We start from the raw sequence: 3,939 nt of genomic DNA, 5'->3' as shown, positions 1-3,939 counted from the left end.
AAATCCGGCCGCAGACCCCCCACAATGGAATTCCACGTCTCCCGAAAATCGAGGGATTTCTATCAGTTCAGCGAGTCCCTTTTTTCTCTCAGCGGGAATGTCATTTTTACAAACTTCTATGCCGCCCGCATCTTTGCCCAGAAGATCAACCAGAAAAAGGACCTCATCAGTTTCCCTGAAGGAGCGATCAAGGCAGGGCAATTGATTGCCATGGGCCTCATCGATGAGATCCTCCACTACGTTGTCGGACAATACCGGAAAGATATAAACGAAAAAACAATGGAACAGGCTTTCTCGGCGTTGAATGAAAGGTTCGGCAGCGGGAACGTCGAAAACGCCATGCACCATTTTGTCGATGCCTTCCCGCCGCTTCGCGTGTACAACAATGAAGTCAATATCGCGGACTACCTGAACAGCGATACAGAAGGGATCCCCAACAGGCAGATCGTTCTTGAAGAAATGCTTCTCCTCTGGCTCGCGAATATGAATCCTGCCTTCTCTCCGTTTTTCGAGCTATTCGACGACGTCAGTCTGAAAAAAGAAACGATCTATCTCCAGATCATATCGGAACTGAAAGATTACTTTCATTTGCAGCCGCCGTTTGGTCCTGATTATCAGGACCTCATCGATATGTTGAGAAGCCCTGCCCTTGCTGTCCCGCATTCCCTTTCAGGACAGCTCGCGTATATCATGGAACGCTGGGGCTACCTCCTGAAAAGATACCTTTCATTGATCTTGAAAAGTCTCGACCTCTTCAAAGAAGAGGAAAAATTGCCTTTCACGGGCACCGGACCCGCAGAGGTATTCAAATTCACAGGGCTCGAACTTGAGCCCGAACATTTCACACCTGACCGCGAATGGATGCCGCGCCTGGTCCTCATGGCAAAAAACATCTATGTCTGGCTCGATCAGCTTTCAAAGAAATACCGCTATCACATTACACGGCTCGATCAAATACCCGATGAAGAGCTCGATGCGTTGCAGCGAAGAGGATTTACGGGCCTGTGGCTTATAGGGGTATGGGAGCGAAGCCCGGCATCACAGACCATCAAGCAGCTCTGCGGCAATCCCGAGGCTGTACCGTCGGCATATTCTCTCTATGACTACACGATCGCCTCGGATCTCGGGGGCGACGACGCATTCAACAAACTGAGGGAGGGGGCGTGGAAACGGGGGATAAGGCTCGCAAGCGACATGGTGCCGAACCACGTGGGGATCTACTCCAGATGGATGATAGAACACCCTGATTGGTTCATCTCCTTAGATCACAACCCATTCCCATGGTACTCCTTCAATGGCCCTGACCTTTCCCGCGATGAAAGGGTCTCTGTCTTTATAGAAGATCATTATTATGAGCGCACAGACGCGGCGGTCGTCTTCAAACGCAAAGACCGCTGGACCGGAGATGAAAAATATACCTACCATGGCAATGACGGGACAAGCATGCCGTGGAACGACACCGCGCAGCTTAATTATCTCAATCCGGAAGTAAGAGAGGCGATGATCAGCACCATTATCGAGGTGGCACGGAGATTCCCTGTCATCAGGTTCGATGCAGCCATGACACTCACAAAACGGCACTATCAGCGTTTATGGTTCCCTGAACCGGGTACCGGGGGATCGATCCCCACACGGGTAGAACATGGCCTCACAAAAAACGTTTTGAACACACTGATGCCCAATGAGTTCTGGCGTGAAGTTGTTGACCGCGTGGCGCAGGAAGCGCCTGACACGCTTTTGCTCGCCGAGGCGTTCTGGCTGCTTGAAGGTTTCTTTGTCAGGACGCTGGGGATGCACAGGGTATACAACAGCGCGTTCATGAATATGCTCCGCGATGAAGATAACTCGAAGTATCGCACCGTCATGAAAAACACCCTTGAATTCGATCCGGAGATCCTGAGACGGTTCGTAAATTTCATGAACAATCCCGATGAACGGACCGCAGTCGATCAATTCGGCAAAGACAGCAAGTACTTCGGGGTCTGCACCCTTATGATTACATTACCAGGCCTCCCGATGTTCGGGCATGGTCAGGTCGAAGGCTTTACCGAAAAGTACGGGATGGAATACAGGCGGGCTTACTGGGATGAAGAACCGGACAGATATCTCATCGAAAGACACGAAAAGGAGATCTTCCCGTTACTTCACAAGAGGCATCTCTTTGCCGGGGTTGAGCACTTTCTTCTTTACGACTTTTTCACCCCTGAAGGGCATGTCAATGAGAATGTCTTCGCATATTCTAACAAATACGGTGATGAAAGGACGCTTGTCGTCTACAACAATAAAAATATATCGGCAAAGGGCTGGATAAGGACCTCCGTAGCCTACGCTGTAAAAGGCAGTGATAAAAATCAGCCAATCCTCGTCCAGAAGACACTCGGTGAAGGCCTTGAAGTCAACAGCGGGCATGGATCTTTTACAATATTCCGGGACCACATCACCGGTCTGGAATATATCAGGCCAAGCAGAGAGCTTTCAGAGAAAGGTCTCTACGTTGAGCTCGGCCCTTATCAATATCATGTCTTTCTCGATATAGCCGGGATCGAGGATAATGTCTGGTCACATTATGCCCACCTCAATACCTATCTGAACGGGCTCGGCGTCCCGAGCATTGAAGAGACGATGCGTGAGATATTTCTCCAGCCCATTCACCACGGTTTCAAAGAACTTGTCAATGTTCACACCTTTCGGAGAATCCTTGATGTCAGGTCAGAGGCAGCCCATGGAAAGATTGAAGATCTGCCTCAGGAGTTCCTGCATGAAATTGAACAGAAGACGCTGGACTTTCTGTCAGATATCAAACAATACGTTCACGGCCCTGTTGACGAACATCACGTTGCGGACGACGTAGTCAACGCGCTGCGGGTTACCCTCAGGATCCCCCTGCTTATTGACCGTTTCGCAAACCCCGACGATGATAAACAGAGAAGATTTGTTCAATTCCTGCAGTCAGGTTTCTTCCATTCTGAGCTGCAGACGGGTTGTCAGGTGATCTGGGTCTTTGTCCACGGCCTCGGAAAGATCCTTGATGAAAAAAGCAACACCGATGAACAGGGCCGGAGCTGGATCGATGAGTGGCTTCTTGGCCATATTATGGAAAAAACATTACAGGAACTCGGGTTCAACCCGGACGATATATCCCAGGGTATCATGGCTGTAAAGATATTCACCGGTCACCAGCACTGGTACAGCGACATGCAATCCGGCGACATGCAATCCGGCGACATGCAATCCGGCGACGTGCAATCCGGCGACGCGTCCCAAGGCGCGTACCAGGCGCTTGAAACATTCCTCAATGACAGCGAGGTGCAGAGGTTTCTGCAAATAAACCGTTACATGGATATACTCTGGTTCAATAAAGACACCTTCGAGCTTCTCCTCTCGTGGATGGCATATACAGCCACAGTACTCATTTCCGGGGATAGCTCAAAAACCGGGGACGAGCGGAATAATAGCCTTGCCGGGTGCTACCGCATCCTGTCGGAGCTCCATGCAGCATCAGGGGAGTCCAATTACCAGGTAGAAAAACTCGTAGAGATCGTCCGGCAAAAAGACTCCATTAAGTAAACATCGTTTTCGCAGGAACACTGTTGTGCTCTTCGCTCTTCTCTATACTCAAAAACCAGGCGGGGAAGTCAACGCAATTCCCGTAATTCTATGTGAAGATAAGATGCTGTTGTATATTATTTGTTTTTCTTACGGGTAAGCTTTTCCCTGCAGGGCATGTTCTTGTGGACGAGGGACTTTCTCTTTTTACAATAGAGCGCCGCAAAGGTCCTGCAGCTCCCTGATCCGTCAATTGCCGTCTCTTCCGGCATTGACGCGTATATGCACATAAGATCGCAGAAATCAGGCAATGACTGCTCCACCTTCTTTTTTTCTTTCATAGCATTTTCGTTCCACGCAGCATAATGCAATCACCAATAACCAAACATCAAT

General features: G+C 49.6%; 2 protein-coding genes. One reads left to right on the top strand and one right to left on the bottom strand.

Features of this window, described 5'->3' with window-relative positions; translation table 11 throughout:
• The coding region (locus tag PHU49_15490; protein ID MDD5245411.1) for an alpha-amylase family glycosyl hydrolase at window positions 1–3,567 on the top strand (3,567 nt) is incomplete at its 5' end.
• Between the two features lie 116 nt (window positions 3,568–3,683).
• On the opposite strand, the gene PHU49_15485 is transcribed toward PHU49_15490, so the two are convergent.
• On the bottom strand, window positions 3,684–3,887 hold the full coding sequence (locus PHU49_15485; GenBank protein MDD5245410.1) for a hypothetical protein: 204 nt from the start codon (window positions 3,885–3,887) through the stop codon (window positions 3,684–3,686).
• Between the last annotated feature and the right edge of the window lie 52 nt (window positions 3,888–3,939).

It is taken from the genome of Syntrophorhabdaceae bacterium (genome assembly GCA_028713955.1).
Classification (GTDB): Bacteria; Desulfobacterota; Syntrophorhabdia; order Syntrophorhabdales; family Syntrophorhabdaceae; genus UBA5609.
This window is presented reverse-complemented; position numbering and strand designations above follow the sequence as displayed.

Bases quoted from the DNA above. Each gene is read 5' to 3' on its own strand.
- PHU49_15485 (MDD5245410.1), bottom strand. From the start codon at position 3,887: ATGAAAGAAAAAAAGAAGGTGGAGCAGTCATTGCCTGATTTCTGCGAT.